This window comes from Rhizobium sp. NFACC06-2 (genome assembly GCF_900101425.1).
Classification (GTDB): Bacteria; Pseudomonadota; Alphaproteobacteria; order Rhizobiales; family Rhizobiaceae; genus Agrobacterium; species Agrobacterium leguminum.
On sequence record NZ_FMVA01000002.1, the window covers coordinates 424,808 to 451,403 of the forward strand.

The window sequence follows — 26,596 nt, forward strand, 5'->3', positions numbered from 1 at the left end:
GATAAACTCATGGCAGCGAATCACCTTGCCGGAAGGATCCGGCGCCTTGTCCCCAACCCGCCTGTGGATTGCTGGGGACAACTGAAGAAGTGATCGAGCTTCGCAGAGCGGACGTCAGCCTGCCATAGAGTGTTGCAACATTATCATTGACTGCCATGCCCCAGAAAGCCAAACCCGAGGTTCAAGGACAAAGGCAAAGGGAGATCGCGCAAACCATGAACGACGCTGTGAGAAAGATCACCCCCGCGCAACCGGCGGAACCGCATTACCGCGAAGCGCCGAACAACATCGAGGCCGAACAGGCGCTGCTCGGCGCCATCCTCGTCAATAACGACGCCTATTACCGCGTGTCGGACTTCCTGAAGCCCGTTCACCTTTACGAACCGCTGCACCGCAAGATTTTCGAGGTGGCGGGCGACATCATCCGCATGGGCAAGACCGCCAATCCGGTGACGATCAAGACCTTCCTGCCCGCCGACGACAAGATCGGCGATCTGACGGTGGCGCAGTATCTTGCACGTCTGGCGGCGGAAGCCGTCTCCATCATCAATGCGGAAGATTACGGCCGCGCGATCTATGATCTGGCGCTGCGCCGCGCGCTGATCCAGATCGGCGAGGATGTCGTCAACATCGCCTATGACGCGCCGCTCGACATGCCGCCGCAGGCGCAGATCGAAGACACCGAGCGGCGTCTGTTCGAGCTGGCGGAAACCGGCCGTTACGATGGCGGTTTCCAGTCGTTCAACGATGCAGTAGCGCTGGCGATCGACATGGCGGGCGCCGCCTTCGAACGCGACGGCAATCTCTCCGGCATTTCCACCGGCATTCATTCGCTCGACGCCCGCATGGGCGGGTTGCAGCGTTCCGACCTTATCGTGCTTGCCGGTCGTCCCGGTATGGGCAAGACCTCGCTTGCGACCAACATCGCCTACAATATCGCCGCATCTTACGAGCAGGAAGTGCAGCCGGACGGGTCGTACAAGGCGAAGAACGGCGGCGTCGTCGGTTTCTACTCGCTCGAAATGTCGTCCGAACAGCTCGCCACCCGTATCATTTCCGAGCAGACCGAAGTGTCTTCCTCGAAAATCCGCCGCGGTGACATTACCGAGGCTGACTTCGAAAAGCTTGTCGCCTGCTCCCAGATGATGCAGAAGGTGCCGCTTTACATCGACCAGACCGGTGGTATCTCGATTGCCCAGCTTTCCGCCCGCGCCCGCCGCCTGAAGCGCCAGCGTGGCCTTGACGTTCTGGTGGTCGACTACGTTCAGCTTATGACCGGCTCCGGCAAGAGCGGCGAAAACCGCGTGCAGGAAATCACCCAGATCACCACGGGTCTGAAAGCGCTCGGCAAGGAACTCAACGTTCCGATCATTGCGCTGTCACAGCTCTCCCGTGCGGTGGAAAGCCGCGAAGACAAGCGCCCGCAGCTTTCCGACCTGCGTGAATCCGGCTCCATCGAGCAGGACGCCGACGTGGTGCTTTTCGTGTTCCGCGAGGAATACTACGTCAAGAACATGGAGCCGCGCGATATTTCCGATCCCAAATATGCCGAATGGGAAGCGCTGTTCGACAAGGTGAAAGGCACGGCCGACGTGATCATCGCCAAGCAGCGTCACGGACCGACCGGCACGGTAAAGCTCGCCTTCCAGTCCGAATTCACCCGCTTTACGGATCTGGCCGATCCGAGCTTCAGCCAGTACGAAGAACATTGATCTGAAGCACAGCGAGGGTGATGTATTTTTGCCCTCGCTGCGCCCGTTGCATTTCGAACGCAGAGTCCGGAATCTTTTCAGGACTTTGGCAGGATTTTTTTACAATCCGATTCCGCGCAGCAGCGCCACGGCGGCAACACCGAGCGTTGCGGCCGGCAGAAGGCTGAGGCGCAGCGCCGCGATGGCGGTTATCGCGCAGGCGATGGTTTCTGCCGGCCCACTGGCGAGCGCTGTCGGCGTCACCACGGCCATCAGGACGGCGGGCGGCACCACGCCGAGCGCCTTTTTCAGGCGCGGTGTCAGCGTAAAATGAGTGACCAGCAACAGGCCGCCAAGGCGCGTGGCGACGGTTGTCGCCATCATGGCAAGGATTGTCAGCAGCGTATTCGGATCGAGTGTCATGCCGGCTGCTCCGCCTGTTCCTCGTGGCCAAAGGCGGCGACGGCCAGACCCGCCAGCGCGCCGGCGGCGATATACCAGGCGCCGGGAACCAGCGCGTGGGTGAGACAGGCGGCGGCGGCGCTTGCCAGAAGCACGAAGCCGGTTTCCCTGCCCTTCCAGAACCCCATGAGCAGCACGATGAAGACGGCGGGAAAGGCGAAATCCAGACCGACGACCGACATATCCCCCACCACCGAACCGAGCAGCGCGCCGGCAAGAGTTGCAAGGTTCCAGACGAGATAGATCGACAGCGCAGCGCCGGTGAAAAAGGCCGCCGTCAGCCTGCCGGCGATGACGCGGAATTCGGACAATGCCCAGGATTCATCCGTCAGCACCAGCATGGCGGCATATTTGCGCCAGCCCCTGAAATCCTCCAGCTTGCCGGCGATGGAGGCGCTCATCAGCACATGGCGCAGATTGACCAGCAGCGCCGCAAAGCCGAGCGCGCTCCAGCTTGCCGGATGCGTCCATAAATCCATCGCCACGAATTGCGAACCGCCGGCAAAGACCAGCAGCGACATCAGCGAGGCTTCGAGCGGCGACAGGCCCTTGCCGATGGCGACAGCGCCGAAGACCACGCCAATCGGCACCATGGCGACCAGCAATGGCGCGGCGGCCCGCAATCCCGCGCTGAATTCCGCGCCTTTTCCCGATATCGACATCGCATTCTCCCTTTCGAAAGAGAGGGATTACGCTTGCGACATTGTTCGGTCTTGAACGAAAGTGATGTCAGGCGGTTTTCTGCTGAAGCGTCGCCTTTTCTTTTGTCGCATTTCCGAACGGAAATGCGGCCTTTGAACTCAGGCCAACCGGAACTGCCCCGGTGTGACACCGGTGCGGGCCTTGAAATGCCGGGTGAAATGCGCCTGGTCGGCAAAACCGCACATCGCCGCCACCTCGGCCGGCATCTCGCCGGCGCGCAGAAGCCGGCGCGCCCTGCGGATGCGCACATCCGTCAGATAGGCATGCGGGGTGATGTGAAACTCTTTCCTGAAAGCGCGAATGAGGTGCGCACGGCTGAGACCGGCGATGGAGGCCAGTTCCTCTAGGCCGATATCGCTCTCGTAATTGTCGGAAAGATAATCGCGGGCGGTATAAACCGCCGTTTTCTCGCGTGTTTCGACGGGCAGGATAATGGCGCTGCCGTGCCTGCCGAACAGGGCGGCGAGAACCGAGAACATGCCCTCATCCGCCTCCAGAGCGCCGGATTTCTCCTCCAGCCGCCGATGCGCCATCTGGAAAGCCGCCGCCATCTGCGGATCGCGGGGCAAAAATCTCGGAAAGGAGGGCGTGCCTTGAAAGGCCCTGCCCGTCACATCCTCGATAATATCGCGCAGCAAGCCGATATCGGGATAGATCATCCGATAACGATAACCGCCGCCGCCCGGTGCGCCATCGTGAACCTCATCCGGGTTGATGAGATAAAGATGCCCCGGCCCCGTCTGCTCGGTTGTGCCCTGAATGGTGGAAATCTGCGAGCCGCTTTCGATTGCGCCGATCGAGAAGGTATCATGCGCATGCGGCGAATATTCATGGGTCAGAAAAGTCGCGCTCAGGCACTCCATGCCGCCAAAACGCCTGTCGCGCCAGAAACGCGTGGTTTCCGTCGTCGCAATCGGCATGACGTCTATGGCCTGTTCCTGCGAAACATTGTGCATGAGCAAAGTTTAGAGCATTCGATCCTTACCGTCTTGAACAAAAGTGCTAGGGTCTGGCCGGTTCCAAAATCAACCGGACGCATGGCATGACAGACGACTTCGAAGACAGCTTTCCCGAAAACGAAACCGACATTTTCGAGCACGCGCCGCTGAGGCTGACCGTCGATCTCGGCGCTCTGGCCGATAATTGGCGGGACATGAAGAAGCGTTCCGGCAGGGCGCGGACGGCAGCGGTGGTCAAGGCCGATGCCTATGGTCTCGGTATCGAGGATTGCGGGGCGACGCTTTACCATGCCGGCGCGCGCGATTTCTTCGTGGCGACTGTGGCCGAGGGTGCGACCCTGCGTTCCTATGCCCCGGAAGCGCGTATCTTCGTGCTATCAGGCATCTGGCAAGGCCAGGAACGCCAAGTTTTCGACAATGATCTGGTGCCGGTTCTGGCCTCAGAGGAGCAGCTTTCCTTCTGGATGGCGACGGTTGCCGAGCGGGGCGATCACCCCTGCGCGCTGCATGTGGATACGGGCTTCAACCGCCTCGGTCTGCCCCTCGACGACGCGCTGTTTCTGGCTGAAGACGTGACGCGGCCGGCGAGTTTCGACCCGGTTCTGGTGCTGTCGCACCTCGCCTGCGCCGACACGCCCTCATCGCCAATGAACAGCGTCCAGCTCGAATCATTCCGAAAGGTTAGCGCTGCTTTCGAAGGCATCGAATCAAGCCTCTCGGCTTCCGCCGGTATCTTCCTCGGCTCGGACTATCATTTCGACCTCACCCGCCCCGGCATCGCCCTTTATGGCGGCGAAGCGGTCAACGGCATGGCGAACCCGATGCGTCCCGTCGCCACAGCCGAAGCGCGGATCATTCAGATTCGCGAAGCGGGCGAGGGACAGACCGTGAGTTATGGCGGCACCTTTCTGCTGAAGCGCGCAAGCCGCCTTGCCATCGCTTCCGTGGGTTACGCGGATGGATATCAGCGTTCGCTTTCCGGTTCCGGCATTCCGCTGCGCGAAATGGGCCATGGTGGCGCCTATGGCGTCGTCAACGGCCACAGGGTGCCGGTCGCCGGCCGCGTGACCATGGACCTCACCATTTTCGACGTGACGGATGTTCCGGCCAATGCCATCCGTGCCGGCGACTATATCGAGCTTTTCGGTCCCAATGTGCCTGTCGACGAGACCGCGCGGGCGGCCGGCACCATCGGCTACGAGATGCTGACGGGGCTTGGCCTGCGTTACGAGCGGCAATATCTGATGGCCGACGACTGAGCCGCGCCTTTAGCCCTTGGAAAGCTGCGGTGACCTGTGCTAGAAGAGAACAAAAGGAGATCGAAATGCCCGAAATCCATTTGAGCGAGCAGGACGAGAAGTTCATCGAGGAGCAGGTGGCGGCGGGCATCTACAGCGATGCGGACGCGGTTATTCATGCGAGCCTGCAGTTGTTGAGCAGTGACGAGGGACGACTCGCGGAGCTCCGGAAGATGATTCACGAATCTGACGCAGAGTTCGAACGGGGTGACTACGTGACCTTTTCGACGGATGATGATCTGACCGCCTACATCATCGAACGCGCCAGAAACGAAAAGTGACAAAGGCCCGCACTTATTCCCTCTCATCGCGTGCCATTCGTGATCTTATCCATCTCTATAAATTTCTGGAGGACAAAAATCCGGTCGCCGGCGAACAGCTCGTATCGGCTATTGAGCGGAAAATCCGGGATACAGCCCGGCTGGGTCTAACCGGAGTTTCCCGTGACTGGATCAGCAGCGGTCTTCGTGCCGTAAATCACAAAAACCGCTGCATCTATTTTCGTGTAAAAGAAAACGAACTGCGCATATTGCGCATCGTCCACGGCCATCAACACATTGGCACTGAAGACGTAGAAGAAGAAAACTGACATAACATGGCCAAAGCCAAGACCCAATTCGTGTGCCAGAACTGCGGCACGGTTCACAACCGCTGGGCGGGAAAATGCGAAGGCTGCGGCGAATGGAACACCATCGTCGAGGAGGACCCGATGGGTGGCATCGGCTCCGGGCCGGGCAAGACACCCAAAAAGGGTCGACCTGTCACCCTCACCTCGCTTTCCGGCGAGATCGAGGAAGCGCCGCGCATTCCGACCGGCATTAGCGAACTCGACCGGGCGACCGGCGGCGGTTTCGTGCGCGGTTCTGCGGTTCTGATCGGCGGCGATCCGGGCATCGGCAAATCGACGTTGCTGATGCAGGCCGCAGCGGCCCTTTCGCGGCGCGGGCATCGCATCATCTATGTCTCGGGTGAAGAGGCGGTGGCGCAGGTGCGTCTGCGCGCCCAGCGTCTCGGGGCTGCGGAAACCGATGTGCTGCTGGCGGCGGAAACCAATGTCGAGGATATTCTGGCGACGATTTCCGAAGGCAAGCGGCCCGATCTCGTTATCATCGATTCCATCCAGACGCTGTGGAGTGATACGGCCGATTCCGCCCCCGGCACGGTGACGCAGGTGCGCACCGGTGTGCAGGCGATGATCCGCTTCGCCAAGCAGACCGGCGCGACCATGGTGCTCGTCGGCCATGTCACCAAGGAAGGCCAGATCGCCGGTCCGCGCGTGGTCGAGCACATGGTCGATGCCGTGCTTTATTTCGAAGGCGACCGCGGACATCATCATCGCATCCTGCGCACCGTCAAGAATCGCTTCGGGCCGACCGATGAAATTGGTGTTTTCGAAATGTCGGATCGCGGTCTCCGGGAAGTCTCCAACCCCTCCGAACTGTTTCTCGGCGAGCGCAACGAAAAGTCGCCGGGTGCTGCGGTTTTTGCCGGCATCGAGGGCACGCGGCCCGTGCTTGTCGAGGTGCAGGCGCTGGTCGCTGCCACTTCGCTGGGTACGCCGCGTCGCGCCGTGGTCGGCTGGGACAGTTCCCGCCTCGCGATGATTCTGGCCGTGCTGGAGGCCCATTGCGGCGTGAAGCTCGGCCAGCATGATGTCTATCTGAATGTCGCGGGCGGCTACCGCATTTCCGAACCGGCCGCCGATATGGCGATTGCCTCGGCGCTGGTTTCCTCGCTTGCCGGTCTTGCCCTGCCCGCCGATTGTGTTTATTTCGGCGAAATCAGCCTGTCGGGCGCGGTTCGGCCGGTCTCGCATACGGGCCAGCGATTGAAAGAAGCTGAAAAACTTGGCTTTTCCGCCGCACTTCTGCCGTCTGGTTCGGCTGAATTGCCGAAAGCGGGCAAGGGTCGCTGGACGGAAATTGAAAGCCTGCCGGACCTCGTCGCCCGCATCGCCGGCTCCGGCAACCGGTTCAAACAGGTTGAGGACGACGAATATTGATCCTTTCGCCAAGGGAAACAGTGGTGTAAGAGGATCGCAAAATTGGCAAGGCAGCGTCTGACAAGGCGTCGCACCTCCGGAGTTGGTATATGCCCATTACAATTTTCGACGGCATCGTCATCGCCGTTGTTCTTTTCTCCGCCCTTCTTGCAATGGTGCGCGGTTTTTCACGCGAGATTCTGTCGATTGCGAGCTGGGGCGGTTCGGTCGCCGCCGCCTATTATCTCTATCCCGTCCTGCTGCCCTATGCGCGCAACTATACCGATGACGACAAGATCGCCATTGCCGGTTCGGCAGGCGTGGTCTTCCTCGTCTCGCTGATCGTGATTTCCTTCATCACCTCGCGCATTGCCGATTTCATCATCGACAGCCGCATCGGCGCTTTGGATCGCACGCTCGGTTTCCTGTTCGGCGCGGCGCGCGGCATTCTGCTGCTTGTCGTCGCGGTCGCCTTCTGGAACTGGCTGGTGGATGTGAAGACGCAGCCGGAATGGGTGACGCAGGCGAAGTCCAAGCCCTTCCTCGATGGGCTGGTGGGCAAGCTGGAGGCGGTTCTGCCTGACGATATCGAACCGCAGATCCGCGCCCGCATCCTCGGAAAACCACAGGAACCGACAGCCACGCAGGCGCCTGCGGAAGATGTGCCGGCAACAAATCCGCCGGCAACGAATAATTGACACAGTGTCGCGCCTTGCAATGCATGCAAGGCGCGCTATTTGTGCTAAATATCAAGCACGACACAGACGGACCGACCGGGTGAAATACTCACCGGAGAGGTCTTTCTTTTTTCTCGGTAGAGAGCAAGGGCAAGCCGGATGATTGAGCCGCTTTCGCATTCCCCGTTCCCTGGGGCCACTTTCAAGGAAGAGATCGACGGCGATACGCTGCATGAAGAATGCGGCGTGTTTGGCATTCTCGGCCATGCCGACGCCTCGGCGCTGACCGCTCTCGGGCTGCATGCGCTTCAGCATCGCGGCCAGGAAGCAGCCGGCATCGTCTCCTTCGATGGCAAGCGCTTCCATCAGGAACGCCATATGGGCCTCGTTGGCGATCATTATACCGATCCCGCAACCCTTGCCCGCCTGCCCGGCTCCATCGCCATTGGCCACACCCGTTATTCCACGACAGGCGAAGTGGCGATGCGCAACGTGCAGCCGCTGTTTGCCGAACTGGAAGAAGGCGGCATTTCCATTGCCCATAACGGCAATTTCACCAACGGCCTGACGCTTCGCCGCCAGATCATCGCCACCGGCGCCATCTGTCAGTCGACATCCGATACCGAAGTCGTCCTTCACCTCATCGCCCGCTCGCGCCACTCCTCCACAGCCGATCGTTTCATCGACGCCATCCGCCAGATGGAAGGCGGTTATTCGATGCTGGCGATGACGCGCACCAAGCTGATCGCCGCGCGTGACCCGATCGGCATCCGCCCTCTCGTCATGGGCGAGCTGGATGGCAAGCCGATCTTCTGCTCGGAAACCTGCGCTCTCGATATCATCGGCGCGAAGTTCGTTCGTGACGTCGAGAACGGCGAAGTCATCATCTGCGAAATCCAGCCTGACGGTTCGATCACCATCGATGCACGCAAGCCTTCAAAGCCGCAGCCGGAGCGTCTCTGCCTGTTCGAATATGTCTATTTCGCCCGCCCCGATTCCGTCGTCGGCGGCCGCAACGTCTATACGACGCGCAAGAACATGGGCATGAACCTTGCCAAGGAAGCCCCGCTGGAAGCCGATGTGGTGGTTCCGGTTCCCGATGGCGGCACGCCGGCAGCACTTGGTTTTGCGCAGGAAAGCGGTATTCCCTTCGAATACGGCATCATCCGCAACCATTATGTCGGCCGCACCTTCATCGAGCCGACGCAGCAGATCCGCGCTTTCGGCGTCAAGCTCAAGCATTCCGCCAACCGGGCGATGATCGAGGGCAAGCGCGTGGTGCTGGTGGATGATTCCATCGTGCGCGGCACGACCTCGGTGAAGATCGTGCAGATGATCCGCGAGGCGGGCGCCAAGGAAGTTCATATCCGCGTTGCCAGCCCGATGATCTTCCATCCGGACTTCTACGGCATCGACACGCCGGACGCCGACAAGCTGCTCGCCAACCAATATGCCGATGTCGAGGCGATGGCGAAATATATCGGCGCCGATTCGCTGGCCTTCCTGTCCATCGACGGACTTTACCGTGCGGTGGGCGGCGAAAACCGCAACCCCGCGCGTCCGCAGTTCACCGACCATTATTTCACCGGCGATTATCCGACCCGCCTTCTCGACCAGAATGGCGAGGCGATGGGCAGCAAGATTTCCATGCTGGCCAGCAACGGCTGACACGCCTCACACAAAGCGGCCATCCGGCTTCCGGTGGCCGCTTTTTTCTTGCCTTTTGTTCAGGCCCTCGCATGCGACGATATGATCGCTTGCGAAAAGCCAGCGGCGCTTCGTAGAAGGAAGCGCAATCAATTCGGGGGAGACAATGACTACCGATCTGAAGGGGACTATCGATCTCAAGGGCCGCATCGCTCTCGTTACCGGCGCTTCGCGCGGCATCGGCTATTTCACGGCGCTGGAGCTCGCCAGGGCCGGCGCGCATGTCATCGCCTGCGCCCGCACGGTGGGCGGCCTTGAGGAGCTGGACGACGCCATAAAGGCCGTCGGCGGCACGGCGACGCTGGTTCCCTTCGATCTCTCCGACATGAAAGCCATCGATGCGCTGGGCGCGAATATTTTCGAGCGCTGGGGCAAGCTCGATATTCTCGTCGCCAATGCCGGCGTTCTCGGCGTCATTTCGCCGGTTGGCCATATCGAGGCGAAAGTCTTCGAAAGAGTCATGAACATCAACGTCACCGCCACCTGGCGGCTGATCCGCTCGGTCGAACCGCTGCTTCTGAAGTCGGATGCCGGCCGCGCGCTGATCCTGTCTTCGGGCGCCGCCCATAGCTGTCGCCCCTTCTGGGGCGTCTATTCCACCTCCAAGGCGGCAGTCGAAGCGCTGGCCCGCACCTGGGCGGCGGAAACGCAGAAGAGCGCCCTTCGCGTCAACAGCATCAATCCAGGCGCCACGCGCACGGCGATGCGCGCGCAGGCCATGCCCGGCGAAGACCCGGCCACCGTGCCGCATCCGTCAGAGGTGGCCGCGGCCATTCTCCCGCTCGCCTCGCCCGATCTCAAAGAAACAGGCAAACTCTTCCTCGTGCGCGAGGGGAAATTCGTGGATTACCGTCAGCCGGAGTGAATATTTTCCGCTCGGAGCGGCGATTTGGTCACCACGGTTGCTCTTGACCGGGCCGCACCGCCGCGCCATAAAGCAAGATATGAGAACGATGATCTGCACCTGCTGCTGAGATTTTTTTTGCTGGTTCGCCACCGGCCAGATCGTTTTCGTCTCCCGCAAGGTCAAGAAAGATAAACGTTCCGGCCAGGATAATATTCTGCCTTTAGGGAACTGCCGCATGTCCTTGCGCCTGAAATTTCACAATACACTCACACGCGAAAAAGCGGAATTTGCGCCGATCGACGCGGACAATGTGCGCATGTATGTCTGCGGCCCGACGGTTTATGATTTTGCTCATATCGGCAATGCGCGCCCGGTCATCGTTTTCGATGTTCTCTACCGGTTGCTGCGCCACGTCTTTGGCGAAGACCATGTGACCTATGCCCGCAACATCACCGATCTCGATGACAAGATCAATGCGCGGGCCCTGAGGGATTATCCGCATCTGCCGCTGAACGACGCCATCCATGCGGTGACCAAAAAGACCGCAGACCAGTTCCATGAGGATGTGGCCACGCTCGGCTGCCTTCCCCCGACCGTCGAACCGCGCGCCACCGACTATATAGCCGAGATGATCGACCTCATCGAGAAGCTGATCGCCCGCGGACATGCGTATACGGCCGGCGGCGAGGTGCTGTTCGATACCCGCTCGATGGCCGATTATGGCCAGCTTTCCAAGCGGCCGCTGGACGAGCAGCAGGCCGGGGCGCGCGTGGCGGTGGAAGCCCACAAGAAAACCCCCGGCGATTTCGTGCTGTGGAAACTGTCCTCGGATAACGAGCCCGGCTGGGAAAGCCCCTGGGGCCGTGGCCGTCCGGGCTGGCACATCGAATGCTCGGCCATGGCCGGCCGATATCTCGGCGAGGTCTTCGATATTCATGGCGGCGGGCTCGACCTCATTTTCCCGCATCACGAAAACGAAATTGCGCAATCGCGCTGCGCCAATGGCACCCATGTCATGGCCAATTTGTGGATGCATAACGGCTTCGTGCAGGTGGAAGGCCGCAAGATGTCGAAGTCCGAGGGCAACTTCGTGACGATCTATGAATTGCTGCACACGGAGAAATTTGGCGGCCGGAAATGGCCGGGCGAGGTTCTGCGCCTCGCCATGCTGATGACGCATTATCGCGAGCCGATCGATTTTTCGGTGAAGCGTCTGGAAGAAGCCGAACGCCTGCTCGCCAAATGGCCAGCAGCGGAAGCATCCGATGCTGCACCGGATGAAACCGTGCTCGAAGCGCTCGCCGACGATCTCAACACGGTTGCCGCCGTGCAGGCGCTGCATGCGCTGGCGCATGCTGCCAACACCGACCCATCCAGGCTGCCCGCCTTTGCGGCGAGTGCTGCCCTGCTAGGTGTCCTGCCGAAGAAGGCGGAAATGGACGAGGCCATCGTTTCGGCCGTCGATGCGCTGGTGCAGCTGCGTCTGGAGATGCTGAAGGCGAAGAACTTTGCGGAGGCGGACCGGTTGCGCGATGAGCTTTCCGAGAACGGCATTCAGTTGAAGGATGGCAAGGACAAGGAGACCGGGGAGCGGACGACGACGTGGGAGTTGAAGCGGTAATTTGCTGCTGCGGCTTGCGGTTTACCCCCCTCTGCCCTGCCGGGCATCTCCCCCTCAAGGGGGGAGATCAGCCAGAGGCACTATCTCAACTTCACTCTTAAGCGTTGAGATGGGCAAGGCCGAGCCACAGATCGATCTCCCCCCTTGAGGGGGAGATGCCCGGCAGGGCAGAGGGGGGTAAGACCCACGACACGCCCTTGCTTTCACCCACGCCATGCTCCAATCTCGCCGCACCCCCATCAAGCCGCGAGCATCCCGTGCCCCATGCCAAGGTCGAGCTAAAACACCGCGCGTATGCCCGGCAGATGCGAAAGGCCATGACCGACGCAGAACTGAAGTTCTGGAACGCCGTCCGCGCTCACCGCCTTGACGGCATGTCTTTCAGACGCCAGATGCCGGTCGCCGGATATATCGTTGATTTCGCTTGCCCCTCGCATAAGATCATTGTCGAACTGGACGGGTTTCAGCACGCGGACGACGCTGCGGCAGCCTATGACCGAGAGAGAACACGCACGTTTGAGGAACTTGGCTGGACAGTCCTCCGTTTCTGGAACGAGGATATCCTCAGAGACATCGACAATGTCTGTCTCCATATTATCCGAACGGTAAAGGAGGACCGACCATGACGACATATACCGGCGGATGCCAGTGCGGCGCGATCCGTTTTCGCGCCTCCGGTGAACTGAAAGACAGTTCCATATGCCATTGCCGCATGTGCCAGAAGGCTTTCGGGGCCTATTACGCGCCGCTGGTTTCGGTGCGCGGCGTGGAATTCGAATGGACGCGGGGAGAGCCGAAACGCTTCCAGTCCTCCAGTGTCGTCAAGCGCGGTTTCTGCCCAGAATGCGGAACGCCGCTGACTTATGAAGCGCCTGACGGTGTGGCGGTGGCGGCCGGGGCCTTTGACGATCCCGCCGCGTTGCCGCCGACCATTCAGTGGGGCGTTGAACGCAAGATCGATTTCGTCGACACGCTTCACACGCTGCCTGCCGTTGCCACCGAGGACGACCTGACGCAGGTGGATTACCTCGCCGATCTCGTTTCCTACCAGCACCCCGACCACGACACTGAAAACTGGCCACCGGAGAAGAGATGATGAGTGAAGCGGGATTCTCCGGCGGTTGCCAGTGCGGCGCCGTGCGTTTCCATGCGGGCAAGCTCGGCCGGGCCTCCATCTGCCATTGCCGCATGTGCCAGAAACATTTCGGCAATTTCTTCGGCGCGCTGGTCAGCGCCGATCAGGCTCATCTGACCTGGACACGCGGCCAGCCGTCCCTCTTCCGCTCTTCGGCAAAAATCCATCGCGGTTTCTGCAACAAATGCGGCACGCCGCTGACCTATCATTATCCCGGCGGCGTGGAGATCGCCATCGGCGCTTTCGATGAGCCCGAGCTTATCGAGCCGCAGGTGCAGGTCAATTTCCACAAGCGCATGCCGTGGATCGAGCAGTTGTTCGGCAAACCGGCCGTGGAACAGGGCGTGGACGAGGCGGAGATCACCTCCTATCAGCACCCGGATCACGACACGCAGGCCTGGCCACCGGAAGACGAGCGCGCATGAGCGGGGCCAAGGGTTTCAGCGGCGGATGCCAGTGCGGCGCGGTGCGTTATCGGATAGGGGGCGGTCTTCGTTATCCGCATCTGTGCCATTGCCGCATGTGCCAGAAGGCATCGGGCAATTATTTCATGCCGCTTGCCGCAGCTGCGCTTACGCAATTTGAAATGACCCGTGGCGAAGCAGCGTGGTTCCAGTCCTCCGATCACGTGCGTCGCGGTTTCTGCGGCAGATGCGGCACGCCGCTGTTCTATGACATGCCGGGCGCCGATTTCATCAATATCACCCTCGGTTCGCTCGACGAACCCCAGCGGGTAAGACCCGAGGCGCAATCCAATCTCGCCGGTAAAATGCACTGGTTCGGCGCACTCGATGGCTTGCCGGTCGAGCCGGAACCTGCAACGGATAGCCCTCCCCCTCGGGTGAAAAATTGCCAGCACCCGGACTATGATACGGCCGAATGGCCAGCGAAGGACGATGACCCATGACCGAAGAATTGCGCGGCTTTTACCCCGAGATCGAACCTTTCGAGACCGGCATGCTCGATGTCGGGGATGGCCACACGATTTATTGGGAACGGGTGGGCACGCGCGGTGGAAAACCGGCGGTTTTCCTGCATGGCGGTCCGGGCGGCGGGGTGAACCCCACGCATCGCCGCGTCTTCGATCCCGCCCTTTACGACGTCATCCTGTTCGATCAGCGCGGCTGCGGCCGCTCCACGCCGCATGCGGAGCTTGAAGCCAACACCACATGGCATCTCGTTGCCGATATCGAAAGGCTGCGCGAACTCTGCGGCTTCAAAAAATGGTTGGTTTTCGGCGGTTCCTGGGGCTCGACGCTGGCGCTCGCCTATGCCGAGACCCATCCCGACCGCGTCAGCGAACTGGTTCTGCGCGGCATCTACACCGTCACCAGACCGGAACTGGACTGGTATTACCAGTTCGGCGTTTCCGAAATGTATCCGGATCGGTGGGAAAAATTCATCGCGCCCATCCCGCAGGCTGAACGCGGCGAGATGATGCAGGCCTATAACCGCTATCTCACCGGCGCCGACGAGGCGAAGAAGCTCGAATGCGCCAAGGCATGGAGCCAGTGGGAAGGGGCGACCATCTCGCTCGTCAGCGATCCCGACCGGGTCGAGGATTTCGGCGAGGATAAATACGCCATCGCTTTCGCCCGCATCGAAAACCACTTCTTCGTCAATGGCGGCTGGCTGGAGGAAGGCCAATTGCTGCGCGACGCCGGCAAACTGAAAGATATTCCCGGCGTCATCGTGCATGGGCGTTATGACATGCCCTGCCCGCTGAAATATGCCTGGCAGCTGGCCAAGGCCTGGCCGAAGGCGGATTTCCACATCATCGAGGCGGCCGGACACGCGATGAGCGAGCCGGGCATTCTTGACCAACTGATCCGCGCCAACGACCGTTTTGCCGGGAAATAACCAGTCCTTTCAGCGCCTTGCAACGGCCGGATAAGACAATGATTCACGCGGGGCTTCCTGCGTGAATCATCTCCTCCCGTCGCGGTGCAGCCCATTTCAAGGGCAGAGCGCCTTTTATTCATGCAGTTTTTCTCATGAAACCTTCACGGAAATGAATTGGCCGCCACTGTGGCGATCCGTTATAAAACGCTATCCGAACAATTGGCGGTACTCCCCATGGCACTCGACAAATCGCTCCCGGCCCAGGAGGGCGGCGACAGCGCGCGCGGTTTTGCTTTCGCGCTTTCCGCTTATCTGCTCTGGGGGTTTCTTCCCTTTTACATGAAGGCGGTTGCGCATATTTCGCCGATCGAGGTCATCGTCCATCGCGTCGTCTGGTCGGTGCCGATTGCGGCCGTCGTGCTGATTGCGCTCGGACGCACGGCGGAAATCAGAACCGCGCTCAGAACTCCCAAGATGCTGGCGATGGCAAGCCTGACGGCCATCCTGATCAGCATCAACTGGGGCGTCTATATCTGGGCGATCGGCGCAGGCCGCGCGCTCGATGCCGCGCTTGGCTATTTCATCAATCCGCTGTTCAGTATTTTCCTCGGTGCGGTTCTCCTCAAGGAAAAGCTCTATCCGGCGCAGATCGCCGCCATCGGCCTCGTGGCGCTGGCGGTGGCCATCCTCACCTGGCATGCGGGCAGCCTGCCCTGGGTGTCCATCGCACTCACCGTGTCCTGGGGTTTTTACGCCTTTTTCCGCAAGACTTTGCCGATTGGCGCGACGCAGGGCTTCCTGCTGGAAGTCATGCTTCTGTCCATCCCCGCCGTGCTGGTGATGATCTGGCTTGCCTTCAACGGACAGGCGCATTTCATGGGCGGCAATTCCGCCGATACCTGGCTTCTGGCGACAAGCGGGCTCATCACGGCCGTGCCGCTCATCCTCTATGGCAATGGCGCGAAATTGCTGCGGCTGTCGACCATTGGCATCATGCAATATATCGCGCCGACGATGATCTTCCTCATCGCCATTTTCGTCTTCAAGGAGCCGTTCGACATGGTGCGCATGGCCGCCTTTGCGATGATCTGGGTGGCGCTGGCGATCTATACCGGCTCCAGCCTGCTGCGGCTCAAGCGGTAATCCGGGCCGCTTCCCTCATTCCTTTGCTCATCACGGGAATGGGGAGAAGTGGCGTCAATAATCCACCAGCAAATGCGGGTTGGCATCGTAACCGAAACGCGGTTTGACGCCGAGAAGGCCCGCCGTCTGGGCGATGATTTCGCGGGTCATGGGGGCTGCGGTGGAGGCCGCCGTTCGCCCGCCGTTCACGCCGGTTCTCGGCGCGTCGATCATCGTCAGCACGACATATTTCGGCTTGTGCATGGGAAAACCGGCCACGAAGGCGTTGAAATTGATATCCTTGGCGTAACGGCCATTGATCACCTTGTCGGCGGTTCCGGTCTTGCCGCCCACATGAAATCCTTCCACCTGCGCGCCACGGCCGGAACCCTTGATGCCGTTCCAGTTGAACAGGTAACGCATATCGGCGCTCGTCCTGTCGTTGATGACGGTGCGCGCGAGCGATGCGGCGGCCTCTTTCGAACGCGGCAGGAAGGTCGGCGAAATCAGGTTGCCGCCATTGATCAGCGCGGCAGCGGCCACCGCCGTCTGCAACGGGGTGGTGGCGACGCCGTGGCCGAAGGAGATGGTGACGGAATTGATCTTCTTCCAGTTTCTCGGCTGAGTGGGCGTGGCAACGCCCGGCATTTCCGTGTCCATTCTGGTCAGCAGCCCGAGTTTCGTCAGAAATTGCTGATGGCCCTCGACGCCGACCCTGTCCGCCACCGCCGCCGTACCGATATTCGATGAATATTGAAACACTTCCGGAATGGAAAGCGGCCGGTTCCGGCCCTTGAAATCCTTGATGGTGAAGCCGCCCATGCGGATCGGCCGCGACGCATCCACCACCGAACCCAGCGTGATCGCCCCGGCATCCAGCCCCATGGCGAGCGTGAAGCTCTTGAAAGTGGAGCCCATTTCGAAGGTGGCGTTGCTCATCCGGTTGAACCAGCCCTTTTCGTACTCCCTGTCAATGCTGCCATCGGCAAGGGTGCGGGAAGCCTCGTTCGGATCGTAATCCGGCACGGAGGCCATGGCCAGCACTTCGCCCGTCTCCACATCGAGGATCACAGAGCCTGCCGCTTCGGCCTGATAGGCGCTTTTCGCCTTCACGACCACTTCGCGGACGATGTTCTGTACCCTGAGATCGATGGAGAGACGGACCGGCTCCAGCGGCGCGCCGCTGGCAAGACCAACGGCGCGCAGATCGGCCAGGCCCTGCTGGTCGAGATAACGCTCCATGCCGGCAAGCCCCTGATTGTCGACATTGACGTGACCGATAATATGCGACGCGGTGGGGCCGCCCGGATAAAACCTTCGCTTTTCCGGCCGGAAGCCGATGCCCGGTATGCCGAGATTGAGAATATCCGCCTGCTGCCGGGGCGTCAGCTGGCGTTGCAGCCATTGAAAACCGGTATCCGAACGCAACCGGCGGTGCGTTTCACGCCAGTCGAGATTGGGAATGACGGTCGCGAGTTTCTCCACCACCTCATCCGGATCGACAATCCGGCGCGGATCCGCATAGAGCGAGACCATGTTGAGATCGGTCGCCAGAAGCGTGCCGTTGCGATCGATAATATCCGGCCGGGAGGCTACGGCGTTTGCGCCGGTATTGATCCATGCGGTCGCCACCGGTTCGGCAAGACCGTATTGGACGAGACGCGCGGCGACGACGCCATAGATGACGGCGAAGACGGCGATCACGATGCCGAGCCTCATGCGCGCATCGACCCTGCGGCGGGCGGCGGAACCAAGGAGCGCCTCCCTGCCCTGCGCGGAATTTCTCTGAATGATAAAATGCGCCCGACTTTTGAGCCGCACCACAAAAGCAATCATTTCCCGATGACACCCACTCTCATGGCGGCGAAACGAATTCCGCGACAACCAACGCCTTATTGAGGCTGGCACAGGATCAGTCGCAGAGCCATGAAAAGAGCGGGCGGAACGAGGCCGCCGTTAAATCTGTATTAATATACACTTAAAATTGTAACGAGCCGCCCGGACGGCCGTTAACAAACGGCAGACCTAGAGGCGGGAAATCACCGAAAGATCGCCTTCCGGGTTCTGCTGCGCGAGCGCCCGGTCGATGATGGCGGGCACGATATCTTTCACCTCGTCGATGACGAGCGGGTTGAGAAGATGCGCGCGGTGGATGAAACCCTGGTCGCGCATGTGCTGCACCAGTTCCAGCATCGGGTTCCAGAAACCGTTGATATTGGCGAAGACCATCGGCTTGGCATGGCGGCCGAGCTGCGCCCAGGTCATGATCTCGACGATCTCCTCCAGCGTGCCGACACCGCCCGGCAATGTCACGAAGGCATCGGAGCGCTCGAACATCATATGTTTGCGCTCATGCATGTCCTTGGTGATGACAAGCTCGTTCAATTGTCCGAGAGAATGGCGCGTCGCCTCCATATCGACCAGAAATTCCGGTATGATGCCGGTCACTTCGCCGCCATTGGAAAGAACACCGCTGGCAACTGCGCCCATGATGCCCTTGGTGCCGCCGCCATAGACGAGGCGAATGCCGTTTTCGGCAATGGACTTCCCAAGCGCGCGGCCCGCTTCCATATGGGCCGGATCACGTCCGGGCTGGGAGCCGCAATAAACGCAGATGGATCGAATCGCTGTATTTTTGTCCGTCATGAAGGGAAGGAACTATGTGCGATGCGGCACGTCAAGAAAATTTGGGAAATCCCTTGCAAATATGGCCTTTTGGCCACTCGCCGCTTGTCTGGGAGAAGGTAAAACGCTAGCAATCTCAACTCGTGTGAAAAGCTTGAAATACCCGGAGATTCCAGGATGAAAAATAATAAGGCCGGTTTGCTGGCGCTGATCGTGCTGGGCGTTGCGTCCCTGCTCATGATCTTTTTCGTCCTGCCGCGGATTTCAAACGACGGCAAACCGATCGGCGACGCCATCAACGAAGCCGGCAACGCCGTGAAGAACAGCGTTGAAATGGGAGCAGACAAGGCGGGCGACATTCTCTCCGACGCGGCCGAAGAAACCGCCAATATCGCCGACAAGGTCGGGCGGCGGGCGGCTTCCGCCACCCAGTCGATCAAGGATCTGACGACGCTTTTCGCCGATAGCAAGGTTCCCTCTGACGCCGATTTCGCAGCGGCGCGCAAGAAGGTCGAGACCTCGCTCAAGGAACTGACAAATATCGAAATTCCAGAGTCGCTGGACGAGACGACGTCGCGGCTCATCACCACGGCCCGCACGGCGGCCGAACGTGCCACGGCGTTCCTCCGCGGCCTGCCCGACAATGCGGCGGCGGCGGCAGCACAGGTGCGTCGTCTGGCGGGCGTCTTCGCCGGCACCGACGATGGCGCACCCCAACCGGCAACACCGGCCGCAGCACCGGCCGATGCAGCACAGTCGTCTTCCGGCACACCGACTTTCGACGTGCTGCGCGTCGAGCCGGATGGTTCGGCCGTGATTGCCGGCAAGGCACAGCCCGGCGCGAAGCTCGAAATCTTGAGCAATGGCAAGGTGGTCGCCCAGACGACCATCGACGGCACCGGCGATTTCGCCGCGGTTTTCGACAATCCGCTTCCCCCGGGCGATCACGAGCTGGTGCTGCGTTCGACCGATGCCAGCGGCAAGGCGACGCAATCCGAAGAAGTGGCCACGGTTTCCGTGCCTGACGGCAAGACGGGCGAGCTTCTGGCCATGGTTTCCAAGCCCGGCAAGGCAAGCCGCGTGCTGGCCATGCCGGAGGCGGCTCCGCCGGCGCTTCAGCCGCAAGCCGCGCCGTCGCAGCAGCCTGCGGCAACACCTGAGCCCAGCGCCAACACCGCTTCCGCACCGCTCGCCGGTACTGCGGCTCCGTCCGCTGCGGCCCCGCTGACATCGAGCGTTCAGGTCACCGCCGTCGAGTTCGAGGGATCGAAGATTTTCGTCGCCGGTTCCGCGCCCGCCGGTTCGACGGTGCGCGCGCTGGTCGATGACAGGGAAATCGGCAAGAGCACCACGGAAGCCTCCGGCCATTTCGTCGTCGAAGGCGATGTCGATCTTAGCGTCGGCAGCCACATCATCACCGTCGAGGAACTGAATGCCGACGGGACCGCGAAGGTGCGCGTGCGCGTTCCCTTCGAGCGGCCGCAGACCGACCAGGCAACCGTCGCAATGCAGTCGCCGTCCGCTTCGTCGTCAGCGACCACGACTGCGGCGCCTGCCGAAAACCAGAGCACGGCAAGCGACCGCGCCGCTTTCGAAAAGCTGCGCGCCGATGTCGCTAAGGCCTTCGGCATTCTTTCCAATCTCTACAAGGACCAGGCCACGCCGGCGCTCGATCAGGCCATTGCCGGCCGCTCCGCCGTCGTCATCGGCCTCAAGTCGCTTTCGGAATTCCGCACCGCAGCCGCGACCGAACCCGCCTTCACCGCTTTTGCGGGCGATATTACCGCCAAAGCGCGTCAGTTGCTGACATCGGTCGAAGCATGGCCGAACGATGTGGCGGCAATCGGCAAGGGTATTGCGTCGCTGGCAAGCCGCCTTGCCGAACTCCACATCACGGCACCCGCCGCTCCCGCGCCACAGGCGCCCGCCGGCCCGCAGACCTTCGAGCAGGCGCCGCTTGCCGAGAGCCAGAACAGCGTCATCATCCGCCGTGGCGATACGCTGTGGCAGATTTCCCGTCGCGTTTATGGTCAGGGCGTGCGTTACACCACGATCTACCTCGCCAACGAAGATCAGATCAAAAACCCTGATCTGATCGAGCCCGGCCAGATTTTCGGCGTGCCGAAAGAGGCGCTGCCGAATGCGGAAGAACTTCACCGCAAGCGGCTGAAGAGCGGCTCCTGAGCATTTGAAGCGTTGCGGTGAACCCGCAACGACCCTATCTGTGACACGCGCGGCGGCTTGACCAAAGCCGCCGCCCTGCTGTCGGCTTCCGGCAGTGACCGGAGCGAATGATGGCCACGAAGAAAAAAACCATTTCGGCGGATTCCAGCAATCCCACCCAGACGCTGATCAATCTCTGGCCCTATATGTGGCCGGAGGGACGGTGGGACCTGAAGATGCGGGTGATCTGGGCCACCGTGTACCTCGTCGTCGCCAAGCTGGTGCTGATCTCCGTTCCCTATTTCTTCAAATGGGCGACCGATGCGCTGAACGGCCGGCTGGACATGGCCGGGCTTGTTCCCGCCTTCCTGCTCGGCGCCGTCGCGCTGGTTATCGCCTATAATCTGACGCGGCTGATCCAGGTCGGGCTCAACCAGCTGCGCGATTCGCTTTTCGCCAGCGTCGGCCAGCATGCGGTGCGTCAGCTCGCCTACAGGACCTTCGTGCACATGCACCGGCTTTCTTTGCGGTTCCATCTGGAGCGCAAGACCGGCGGACTGTCGCGGGTCATCGAGCGCGGCACCAAGGGCATCGAAACCATTGTCCGCTTCACCATTCTCAACACCGCGCCGACCTTCATCGAATTCCTGCTGACGGCGATCATCTTCTGGGCCTCCTACGGTTTTTCCTATGTGCTCGTCACGGTCATCACGGTCTGGGCCTATATCTGGTTCACCGTGCGGGCCAGCAACTGGCGTATCGGCATTCGCCGCGCCATGAACGACAGCGACACAGACGCCAATACCAAGGCGATCGACTCGCTTCTGAATTTCGAGACCGTCAAATATTTCGGCAATGAGGAGATGGAGGCGCGGCGTTTCGACGTCGCCATGGAGCGTTACGAAAAATCGGCGATCTCGATCTGGACCTCGCTCGGCTGGCTGAACTTCGGCCAGGGCGTGATCTTCGGCATCGGCTCGACCGTTATGATGGTGATGTCGGCGCTTGCCGTGCAGCGCGGCGAACAGACCATCGGCGATTTCGTCTTCGTCAATGCGCTTTTGCTGCAGCTTTCGGTGCCGCTCAATTTCATCGGTTTCGTCTATCGCGAAATCCGCCAGGGCCTGACCGACATCGAGCAGATGTTCGATCTTCTGGAAGTGGAGGCGGAAGTCACCGACAAACCGGATGCAAAACCGCTCGCAGCCGGACCCGGCGCGATTTCCTTCCGCGACGTGCATTTCGCCTATGACCCCGAAAGACCGATCCTGAAGGGCGTTTCCTTCGACGTGCCGGCGGGCAAGACGGTAGCCATCGTCGGCCCTTCGGGTGCGGGAAAATCGACGATCTCGCGGCTGCTTTATCGTTTCTACGATATTCAGGAAGGCTCCGTCACCGTCGACGGGCAGGATATTCGCGATGTGACGCAGAAGAGCCTGCGCTCGGTGATCGGCATGGTGCCGCAGGACACCGTGCTTTTTAACGACACGCTCGCCTACAACATCCGTTATGGCCGTCCCTCGGCCACCGACGAGGAACTGAGGGCTGCGGCGGATGCGGCGCAGATCAGCGCCTTCATCGGCAAGCTGCCGGAGGGCTACGCCACCATGGTCGGCGAACGCGGTCTGAAGCTTTCCGGCGGGGAAAAACAGCGCGTGGCGATTGCCCGCACGATCCTCAAGGCGCCGCCGATCCTCATTCTCGACGAGGCCACCTCGGCGCTCGACACGCATACGGAACAGGAAATCCAGAGCGCGCTCGACATCGTCTCGAAGAACCGCACGACGCTGGTTATCGCCCACCGCCTTTCCACCGTCATCGGCGCGGATGAGATCATCGTATTGAAGGACGGGCAGATCGCCGAACGCGGCACGCACAGCTCGCTGATGGGGCAGAACGGCCTCTACGCCTCGATGTGGAGCCGCCAGCGCGAGGCGATCCGGGCCGAGGAAATGCTGCGCCATGTGCGCGAAACCGACGATCTGGGTGTCATCGACCGCGGGGAACCCGCCCATTGATGGCTGTACCCCGGGGTAACAGGGCCGACAGAAGAACCCCACCATTGCCGGGCGGCCCTTTTGGCTGTAACCAGCTAGGCAAAATTTGTCGCATTGCCGTTTGGATCGTGTCGTATCACGACCACATATAGACGCGACAGACGGAAACCGGAGCAAGGAATCTCATGAATCTGTTCGACACCATTCGCAACACCATCGTACCGATCCACAAGGAAGGTTATGTCTTTGTGGCGGCCTTCTTCGTCGCATCGCTGGTGCTCGGCTGGATCGCCGAACCGCTGTTCTGGGTCGGCCTCGTGCTGACGGCCTGGTGCGCCTATTTCTTCCGCGATCCCGAGCGCGTCACGCCGCAGGATGACGACCTCATCATCAGCCCGGCCGATGGCAAGGTTTCCGCCGTGCAGAGCGTCGTTCCGCCGCTGGAGCTGGAACTCGGCAAGGAGCCGCTGGTGCGCATCTCGGTGTTCATGAACGTGTTCAACTGCCATGTGAACCGTTCGCCGGTACGCGGCCGCATCGTCAATGTCGCCTACCGTCCCGGCCTCTTCCTCAATGCCGAAGTCGACAAGGCTTCCGAAGACAATGAGCGCAACGGCCTCGTCATCGAGACATCGCACGGCAAGGTCGGTGTGGTGCAGATCGCCGGCATGGTTGCACGCCGCATCGTCTGCTGGGTAAAGCCGAATGAACCAGTCGATGCCGGTGAGCGTTTCGGTCTTATCCGTTTCGGTTCGCGCCTCGATATCTTCCTTCCCGCAGGTTTCGAGCCGCGCGTATCGGTCGGCCAGACGGCGATTGCCGGTGAAACCGTGCTCGCCGAATTCGGCTCCGCCAAGGGTCCGGTCGTCAGCCGCCGCGGCTGACGGAAACAGGAAGGGCATGCGCATGGAAACGCCGATCGCCGAGCCGCAACAGAACGGCAAACCAGAGGGCCGCAGCGACAGCGGCCGTGGACCCCGGCTGAGGGAAATTCCCTTTCGCCTCGTCGTTCCCAATCTCATCACCGTTCTGGCCATCTGTGCGGGGCTGAGCGGCGTGCGTCTCGCCATCGAGGGGCGGTTCGAACTGGCTGTCGGCATGGTGCTGCTGGCCGCCTTCCTCGACGGCATAGACGGGCGCATCGCCCGCATGATGAAAGCGACGTCCAAATTCGGCGAGCAGATGGATTCTCTGGCCGATATCGTCAATTTCGGTGTCGCCCCTGCGCTGGTGGTCTATGCCTACCTTCTCGATCAGGCACGCTCCATCGGCTGGATCGCCGCCCTCATTTACGTCATCGCCGCCGGTCTGCGTCTGGCGCGCTTCAACGTCATGATCGAGCGGCCGGTGAAGGCGCCCTGGCAGAATGAGTTCTTCGTGGGCGTTCCCGCCCCGATGGGCGCCATGCTGGTGCTGCTGCCGGTTTATCTCGGCTTCCTCGGCGTCGAGCCGGACAAGCCCTTCGCCTATGTCGCCGCCGCCTATACCGTGCTGATCGGTTACCTTCTCATCAGCCGCCTGCCGGTCTGGTCGGGCAAATCGGGCACCAGCCGCATTCGCCGCGATCTGGTGCTGCCGATGATCCTCGTCGTCGTGCTTTATGTAGCGATGCTGATGAGCTTCACCTGGGAAGTTCTGGTTCTGACGGTTGCCGCCTATCTCGTCTTCATTCCCATCAGCGCCCGCCTCTGGCATCGCCGCTACGGCACGCTGACCATCGAGGAAGACGGGCATGACGACGCCAATGGCGGCAACGGCCTCGATCGCGGTATTTAAAACCGCAGGTTTATTTTTTCTCGCACATGCCGGCGCAAGATGTGACGCAAAATGTCGCAGCCTGAAAAGCCGCCTTCGTTTTTCTTCGCCTCGAATCCGTCAAGATTAGCCGCGAAAGAAGTGGCTCACACGCATCGCAACGGCGATTGGCGTGAATTGTGGAGAGAGAGAAATGACGAACGAGACGAAGGCGCAGCCGCAGGCGAAGCCCGACCTCAACAGCCACTACCGCCCGCTCGGACTGAAGGCCGTTGCGGCCGCAGCCCTGATGCTGAAGCGCAAGCCTGCCGCCAAAACCGCCTGAAAATATTCGGTTTTTTGATTTTTCGAATTTTGCGGACTGCCCGGAAAACGGAACGTTCCCAACGGAAAATCGACAATCACGCGGCGCCTTTTCCGGGCGCCGTTTTTGTTTCAAGCACTGCCGCTAAATTGCAGAGCGTCAGTCTTTCATAAAATCGGCGGCCTTCTGTAACGAAGCTGCAACGAAAGTGTAGTAAAAAGCTCGCCTTCCACAAGAAGGCTATACGAACACCGACGTATAGATTAGTGAATACAAAAGAACTTTTCTATTCCGCATTTTTTTCCACAACAATGCATAAGCCGGCTTTCGAATCCGCAGACACGCGGATGACGAATATTCGGCGTTGAGGAAAGATTGTGAAGACAGGCCAGGGGGGCTTGGGACGGCCATGCAGGATAAAATCCTTCTGATTGAAGATTCCGTTGCTCTTTCCATGCTGCTGAAGACGCGGCTTTCGGAAGAAACGGAAGCCGAGGTCGTCCATTGCGACAGCATGGCCGCGGCCGATACCCTCATGCAGGCCCATAATTTCACGCTGGCGTTGACGGGCCTCAACCTGCCCGATGCACCGAAGGGCGAGATTCTCGCACTTCTATCCGAGCGCAAGGTGCCGGCCATCGTTTTCACCGCCACGGTGGATGAGGAGGCGCGCAAGCGCTATGCCGAGAAGAAGATCATCGATTACATAGTCAAGGACGGCCATCGCACCGTCGATGCGGTGGTTCGAACCGTCCAGCGGATTTTGAGCAACAAGCTTTTTTCTGTCCTGGTGGTCGATGATGTGCGCACGGCGCGTTCCGGTCTCGTGGAAATACTGGAGCGGCAGAATTTTCGGGTCAGCGAGGCCCATTCGGGCAAGCAGGCGCTGGAAATACTGTCGCAGGATCCGACGATCCAGCTCGTCATCACCGACTACCATATGCCTGATATGGACGGCTATGAGCTGACGCGCCGCATCCGCGACAGCCGCTCATCCGAAGACCTGCGGGTGATCGGCATATCCTCCTCCACAGACCGGCTGCTTTCGGCAAGTTTTCTCAAGGCGGGCGCCTCGGATTTCGTCTATCGCCCCTTCGTGCCGGAAGAATTGCAGTGCCGCATCGATAACAATATCGAGACGTTGAAGCAGCTCAAACGCCTGCGCGAACTGGCCGAACGCGACCACCTCACCGGCCTGCCGAACCGCCGCTCCTTCTTCGAGCGCACGCGGGCACTGATGGATGTCATCAATGGCAATGACGAGAGCGGCGCCGTCGCCATTCTCGACATCGACCATTTCAAGAAGATCAACGACACGCTGGGCCACGACGCCGGCGACAGGGCGCTGAAAAAGCTGGCCGAACTGCTGCATGACATGTGCGGCGAGCAACGCCATATTCCCGCGCGCCTCGGCGGCGAGGAATTTGCCGTGTTCCTGCGCGGGCTGGATGCGCGCGCCGCCTATCAGTTCTGCGAGGAGTTGCGCGGACAGGTGGAAAAGAACGGCCGGCAGCTGAGCGGCAGCAGCCTCGCCCTGACGATTTCGCTCGGCGTCGTGGAGATCGAAAAGGGCGAGCCCTTCGACAACCAGCTGAATGCAGCGGACCAGCTGCTCTATCTCGCCAAGGCGAATGGCCGCAACCGCGTTTATTCCGACATCATGATCCAGGAAGGCCTGCAGAAGATCGGGCGGAACGGCTGATTTTCT

At 60.7% G+C, this 26,596-nt stretch carries 26 protein-coding genes; 21 read left to right on the forward strand and 5 right to left on the reverse strand.

The features are described from left to right. Positions 1-215 precede the first annotated feature (215 nt). Positions 216-1,712 carry a replicative DNA helicase gene (locus F3H58_RS06495; RefSeq protein WP_003520716.1) on the forward strand — a complete coding sequence of 499 codons (1,497 nt, stop codon included), beginning with the start codon at positions 216-218 and terminating at the stop codon, positions 1,710-1,712. 99 nt (positions 1,713-1,811) lie between these two features. On the opposite strand, the gene F3H58_RS06500 is transcribed toward F3H58_RS06495, so the two are convergent. From F3H58_RS06500 to F3H58_RS06510, 3 genes are all read right to left on the reverse strand, one after another. Then, positions 1,812-2,114, reverse strand: a complete 303-nt coding sequence (locus F3H58_RS06500; RefSeq protein ID WP_149741595.1) for an AzlD family protein — start codon at positions 2,112-2,114, stop codon at positions 1,812-1,814. Continuing rightward, positions 2,111-2,815 (reverse strand): AzlC family ABC transporter permease, encoded by a 705-nt coding sequence (locus F3H58_RS06505; protein ID WP_149741596.1) that lies wholly within the window; start codon positions 2,813-2,815, stop codon positions 2,111-2,113. Before F3H58_RS06505 ends, F3H58_RS06500 begins: the two co-directional genes overlap by 4 nt. Before the next feature lie 138 nt (positions 2,816-2,953). Then, on the reverse strand, positions 2,954-3,811 hold the full coding sequence (locus F3H58_RS06510) for an AraC family transcriptional regulator (protein ID WP_188128802.1): 858 nt from the start codon (positions 3,809-3,811) through the stop codon (positions 2,954-2,956). Positions 3,812-3,897: 86 nt separating this feature from the next. On the opposite strand from F3H58_RS06510, the gene alr reads away from it, so the two are divergent. The 14 genes from alr (at position 3,898) to rarD (ending at position 16,065) form a co-directional block, all read left to right on the forward strand. Next, positions 3,898-5,073 (forward strand): alanine racemase, encoded by a 1,176-nt coding sequence (gene alr, locus F3H58_RS06515; RefSeq protein WP_149741597.1) that lies wholly within the window; start codon positions 3,898-3,900, stop codon positions 5,071-5,073. Between the two features lie 65 nt (positions 5,074-5,138). Further along, positions 5,139-5,393, forward strand: coding sequence for a type II toxin-antitoxin system ParD family antitoxin (locus F3H58_RS06520; RefSeq protein ID WP_149741598.1), 255 nt, complete (start codon positions 5,139-5,141; stop codon positions 5,391-5,393). Then, positions 5,390-5,701: a type II toxin-antitoxin system RelE/ParE family toxin gene (locus tag F3H58_RS06525; RefSeq protein WP_125145864.1), complete on the forward strand. Its 312-nt coding sequence runs from the start codon at positions 5,390-5,392 to the stop codon at positions 5,699-5,701. Before F3H58_RS06520 ends, F3H58_RS06525 begins: the two co-directional genes overlap by 4 nt. 6 nt (positions 5,702-5,707) lie before the next feature. Then, the gene (radA, locus tag F3H58_RS06530; RefSeq protein WP_149741599.1) at positions 5,708-7,114 is read left to right on the forward strand and encodes a DNA repair protein RadA; all 1,407 of its coding nucleotides are present in this window, start codon (positions 5,708-5,710) and stop codon (positions 7,112-7,114) included. An 89-nt stretch (positions 7,115-7,203) separates the two neighbouring features. Then, the gene (locus tag F3H58_RS06535; protein WP_003520707.1) at positions 7,204-7,791 is read left to right on the forward strand and encodes a CvpA family protein; all 588 of its coding nucleotides are present in this window, start codon (positions 7,204-7,206) and stop codon (positions 7,789-7,791) included. Positions 7,792-7,929: 138 nt separating this feature from the next. Further along, a complete protein-coding gene (purF, locus tag F3H58_RS06540; protein WP_003520704.1) occupies positions 7,930-9,438 on the forward strand; it encodes an amidophosphoribosyltransferase in 1,509 nt (502 codons plus the stop codon). 145 nt (positions 9,439-9,583) lie between these two features. After that, positions 9,584-10,342 (forward strand): SDR family NAD(P)-dependent oxidoreductase, encoded by a 759-nt coding sequence (locus tag F3H58_RS06545; RefSeq protein WP_149741600.1) that lies wholly within the window; start codon positions 9,584-9,586, stop codon positions 10,340-10,342. A gap of 217 nt (positions 10,343-10,559) precedes the next feature. Next, positions 10,560-11,945 (forward strand): cysteine--tRNA ligase, encoded by a 1,386-nt coding sequence (gene cysS / locus F3H58_RS06550; protein WP_149741601.1) that lies wholly within the window; start codon positions 10,560-10,562, stop codon positions 11,943-11,945. Between the two features lie 257 nt (positions 11,946-12,202). Then, positions 12,203-12,571, forward strand: a complete 369-nt coding sequence (locus F3H58_RS06555; protein ID WP_149741602.1) for an endonuclease domain-containing protein — start codon at positions 12,203-12,205, stop codon at positions 12,569-12,571. Continuing rightward, positions 12,568-13,041 carry a GFA family protein gene (locus F3H58_RS06560; protein WP_125145860.1) on the forward strand — a complete coding sequence of 158 codons (474 nt, stop codon included), beginning with the start codon at positions 12,568-12,570 and terminating at the stop codon, positions 13,039-13,041. The genes F3H58_RS06555 and F3H58_RS06560 overlap by 4 nt, the downstream gene beginning before the upstream one ends. Continuing rightward, a complete protein-coding gene (locus tag F3H58_RS06565; RefSeq protein WP_149741603.1) occupies positions 13,041-13,505 on the forward strand; it encodes a GFA family protein in 465 nt (154 codons plus the stop codon). Before F3H58_RS06560 ends, F3H58_RS06565 begins: the two co-directional genes overlap by 1 nt. Beyond that, positions 13,502-13,987 carry a GFA family protein gene (locus F3H58_RS06570; protein ID WP_149741604.1) on the forward strand — a complete coding sequence of 162 codons (486 nt, stop codon included), beginning with the start codon at positions 13,502-13,504 and terminating at the stop codon, positions 13,985-13,987. Before F3H58_RS06565 ends, F3H58_RS06570 begins: the two co-directional genes overlap by 4 nt. Then, positions 13,984-14,940 carry a prolyl aminopeptidase gene (gene pip, locus F3H58_RS06575; protein ID WP_149741605.1) on the forward strand — a complete coding sequence of 319 codons (957 nt, stop codon included), beginning with the start codon at positions 13,984-13,986 and terminating at the stop codon, positions 14,938-14,940. The genes F3H58_RS06570 and pip overlap by 4 nt, the downstream gene beginning before the upstream one ends. 216 nt (positions 14,941-15,156) lie before the next feature. Then, the gene (gene rarD / locus F3H58_RS06580) at positions 15,157-16,065 is read left to right on the forward strand and encodes an EamA family transporter RarD (RefSeq protein ID WP_035237103.1); all 909 of its coding nucleotides are present in this window, start codon (positions 15,157-15,159) and stop codon (positions 16,063-16,065) included. Between the two features lie 54 nt (positions 16,066-16,119). Here rarD and F3H58_RS06585 read toward each other — a convergent pair whose 3' ends face one another. Both F3H58_RS06585 and F3H58_RS06590 read right to left on the reverse strand, forming a co-directional pair. Then, the gene (locus F3H58_RS06585) at positions 16,120-17,880 is read right to left on the reverse strand and encodes a peptidoglycan D,D-transpeptidase FtsI family protein (protein ID WP_149741606.1); all 1,761 of its coding nucleotides are present in this window, start codon (positions 17,878-17,880) and stop codon (positions 16,120-16,122) included. Positions 17,881-18,069: 189 nt separating this feature from the next. Continuing rightward, positions 18,070-18,690 carry an LOG family protein gene (locus tag F3H58_RS06590; RefSeq protein WP_149741607.1) on the reverse strand — a complete coding sequence of 207 codons (621 nt, stop codon included), beginning with the start codon at positions 18,688-18,690 and terminating at the stop codon, positions 18,070-18,072. Positions 18,691-18,846: 156 nt separating this feature from the next. Here F3H58_RS06590 and F3H58_RS06595 point away from each other — a divergent pair, with 156 nt between their 5' ends. From F3H58_RS06595 to F3H58_RS06615, 6 genes are all read left to right on the forward strand, one after another. Further along, positions 18,847-20,853 (forward strand): LysM peptidoglycan-binding domain-containing protein, encoded by a 2,007-nt coding sequence (locus F3H58_RS06595; RefSeq protein ID WP_149741608.1) that lies wholly within the window; start codon positions 18,847-18,849, stop codon positions 20,851-20,853. 110 nt (positions 20,854-20,963) lie between these two features. Next, entirely contained in the window at positions 20,964-22,850 is a 1,887-nt protein-coding gene (locus F3H58_RS06600) for an ABCB family ABC transporter ATP-binding protein/permease (protein WP_149741609.1), read from the forward strand. Between the two features lie 164 nt (positions 22,851-23,014). Then, entirely contained in the window at positions 23,015-23,713 is a 699-nt protein-coding gene (locus F3H58_RS06605) for a phosphatidylserine decarboxylase (protein WP_003520681.1), read from the forward strand. 22 nt (positions 23,714-23,735) lie between these two features. Next, positions 23,736-24,605 (forward strand): CDP-diacylglycerol--serine O-phosphatidyltransferase, encoded by an 870-nt coding sequence (pssA, locus tag F3H58_RS06610; protein WP_059753142.1) that lies wholly within the window; start codon positions 23,736-23,738, stop codon positions 24,603-24,605. 172 nt (positions 24,606-24,777) lie between these two features. Further along, the gene (locus tag F3H58_RS27500; RefSeq protein WP_003496883.1) at positions 24,778-24,909 is read left to right on the forward strand and encodes a hypothetical protein; all 132 of its coding nucleotides are present in this window, start codon (positions 24,778-24,780) and stop codon (positions 24,907-24,909) included. Positions 24,910-25,297: 388 nt separating this feature from the next. Continuing rightward, positions 25,298-26,590, forward strand: coding sequence for a GGDEF domain-containing response regulator (locus tag F3H58_RS06615; protein WP_020811513.1), 1,293 nt, complete (start codon positions 25,298-25,300; stop codon positions 26,588-26,590). The last annotated feature ends 6 nt before the right edge of the window (positions 26,591-26,596 follow it).

What these genes read in the sequence shown, in the direction of transcription:
- F3H58_RS06495 (WP_003520716.1), top strand. Translation starts at nt 216, where the DNA reads ATGAACGACGCTGTGAGAAAGATCACCCCCGCGCAACCGGCGGAACCG.
- F3H58_RS06500 (WP_149741595.1), bottom strand. Translation starts at nt 2,114, where the DNA reads ATGACACTCGATCCGAATACGCTGCTGACAATCCTTGCCATGATGGCG.
- F3H58_RS06505 (WP_149741596.1), bottom strand. Translation starts at nt 2,815, where the DNA reads ATGTCGATATCGGGAAAAGGCGCGGAATTCAGCGCGGGATTGCGGGCC.
- F3H58_RS06510 (WP_188128802.1), bottom strand. Translation starts at nt 3,811, where the DNA reads ATGCACAATGTTTCGCAGGAACAGGCCATAGACGTCATGCCGATTGCG.
- alr (WP_149741597.1), top strand. Translation starts at nt 3,898, where the DNA reads ATGACAGACGACTTCGAAGACAGCTTTCCCGAAAACGAAACCGACATT.
- F3H58_RS06520 (WP_149741598.1), top strand. Translation starts at nt 5,139, where the DNA reads ATGCCCGAAATCCATTTGAGCGAGCAGGACGAGAAGTTCATCGAGGAG.
- radA (WP_149741599.1), top strand. Translation starts at nt 5,708, where the DNA reads ATGGCCAAAGCCAAGACCCAATTCGTGTGCCAGAACTGCGGCACGGTT.
- F3H58_RS06535 (WP_003520707.1), top strand. Translation starts at nt 7,204, where the DNA reads ATGCCCATTACAATTTTCGACGGCATCGTCATCGCCGTTGTTCTTTTC.
- purF (WP_003520704.1), top strand. Translation starts at nt 7,930, where the DNA reads ATGATTGAGCCGCTTTCGCATTCCCCGTTCCCTGGGGCCACTTTCAAG.
- F3H58_RS06545 (WP_149741600.1), top strand. Translation starts at nt 9,584, where the DNA reads ATGACTACCGATCTGAAGGGGACTATCGATCTCAAGGGCCGCATCGCT.
- cysS (WP_149741601.1), top strand. Translation starts at nt 10,560, where the DNA reads ATGTCCTTGCGCCTGAAATTTCACAATACACTCACACGCGAAAAAGCG.
- F3H58_RS06560 (WP_125145860.1), top strand. Translation starts at nt 12,568, where the DNA reads ATGACGACATATACCGGCGGATGCCAGTGCGGCGCGATCCGTTTTCGC.
- F3H58_RS06565 (WP_149741603.1), top strand. Translation starts at nt 13,041, where the DNA reads ATGAGTGAAGCGGGATTCTCCGGCGGTTGCCAGTGCGGCGCCGTGCGT.
- F3H58_RS06570 (WP_149741604.1), top strand. Translation starts at nt 13,502, where the DNA reads ATGAGCGGGGCCAAGGGTTTCAGCGGCGGATGCCAGTGCGGCGCGGTG.
- pip (WP_149741605.1), top strand. Translation starts at nt 13,984, where the DNA reads ATGACCGAAGAATTGCGCGGCTTTTACCCCGAGATCGAACCTTTCGAG.
- rarD (WP_035237103.1), top strand. Translation starts at nt 15,157, where the DNA reads ATGGCACTCGACAAATCGCTCCCGGCCCAGGAGGGCGGCGACAGCGCG.
- F3H58_RS06585 (WP_149741606.1), bottom strand. Translation starts at nt 17,880, where the DNA reads ATGATTGCTTTTGTGGTGCGGCTCAAAAGTCGGGCGCATTTTATCATT.
- F3H58_RS06590 (WP_149741607.1), bottom strand. Translation starts at nt 18,690, where the DNA reads ATGACGGACAAAAATACAGCGATTCGATCCATCTGCGTTTATTGCGGC.
- F3H58_RS06595 (WP_149741608.1), top strand. Translation starts at nt 18,847, where the DNA reads ATGAAAAATAATAAGGCCGGTTTGCTGGCGCTGATCGTGCTGGGCGTT.
- F3H58_RS06600 (WP_149741609.1), top strand. Translation starts at nt 20,964, where the DNA reads ATGGCCACGAAGAAAAAAACCATTTCGGCGGATTCCAGCAATCCCACC.
- F3H58_RS06605 (WP_003520681.1), top strand. Translation starts at nt 23,015, where the DNA reads ATGAATCTGTTCGACACCATTCGCAACACCATCGTACCGATCCACAAG.
- pssA (WP_059753142.1), top strand. Translation starts at nt 23,736, where the DNA reads ATGGAAACGCCGATCGCCGAGCCGCAACAGAACGGCAAACCAGAGGGC.
- F3H58_RS27500 (WP_003496883.1), top strand. Translation starts at nt 24,778, where the DNA reads ATGACGAACGAGACGAAGGCGCAGCCGCAGGCGAAGCCCGACCTCAAC.
- F3H58_RS06615 (WP_020811513.1), top strand. Translation starts at nt 25,298, where the DNA reads ATGCAGGATAAAATCCTTCTGATTGAAGATTCCGTTGCTCTTTCCATG.